Consider the following 234-nt stretch of genomic DNA (forward strand, 5'->3'; position numbering starts at 1 on the left):
TTGTTGATAATAGCCGATTCCATTAAGACCATCAAAGGTATACTTGGCTTTAATCATTTGACATTTGTTATTATCGTCATACCATTCATCAATTTTTTCAAATTTGGTTTCTTTTAAAATAGGGATTTCTTCTTTCGGTAACTTAATGATTTCCATTTCGGTTAAAACGAAAAAACCAATCAATAAAAAAAGAAGTACCCCTAATATGATAAAAACTCATTTAATGATTTTTTT

The 234-nt window shown here is 26.9% G+C and carries 1 pseudogene; it reads right to left on the minus strand.

Going from position 1 to position 234, the window contains the following annotated elements:
- A pseudogene (locus RI01_RS03275) lies at positions 1–156 on the minus strand (effector); the annotation flags it as partial.
- Positions 157–234: the final 78 nt, after the last annotated feature.

Origin of the sequence: Italian clover phyllody phytoplasma str. MA1 (genome assembly GCF_000300695.1) — a bacterium.
Taxonomy (GTDB): domain Bacteria; phylum Bacillota_I; class Bacilli_A; order Acholeplasmatales; family Acholeplasmataceae; genus Phytoplasma.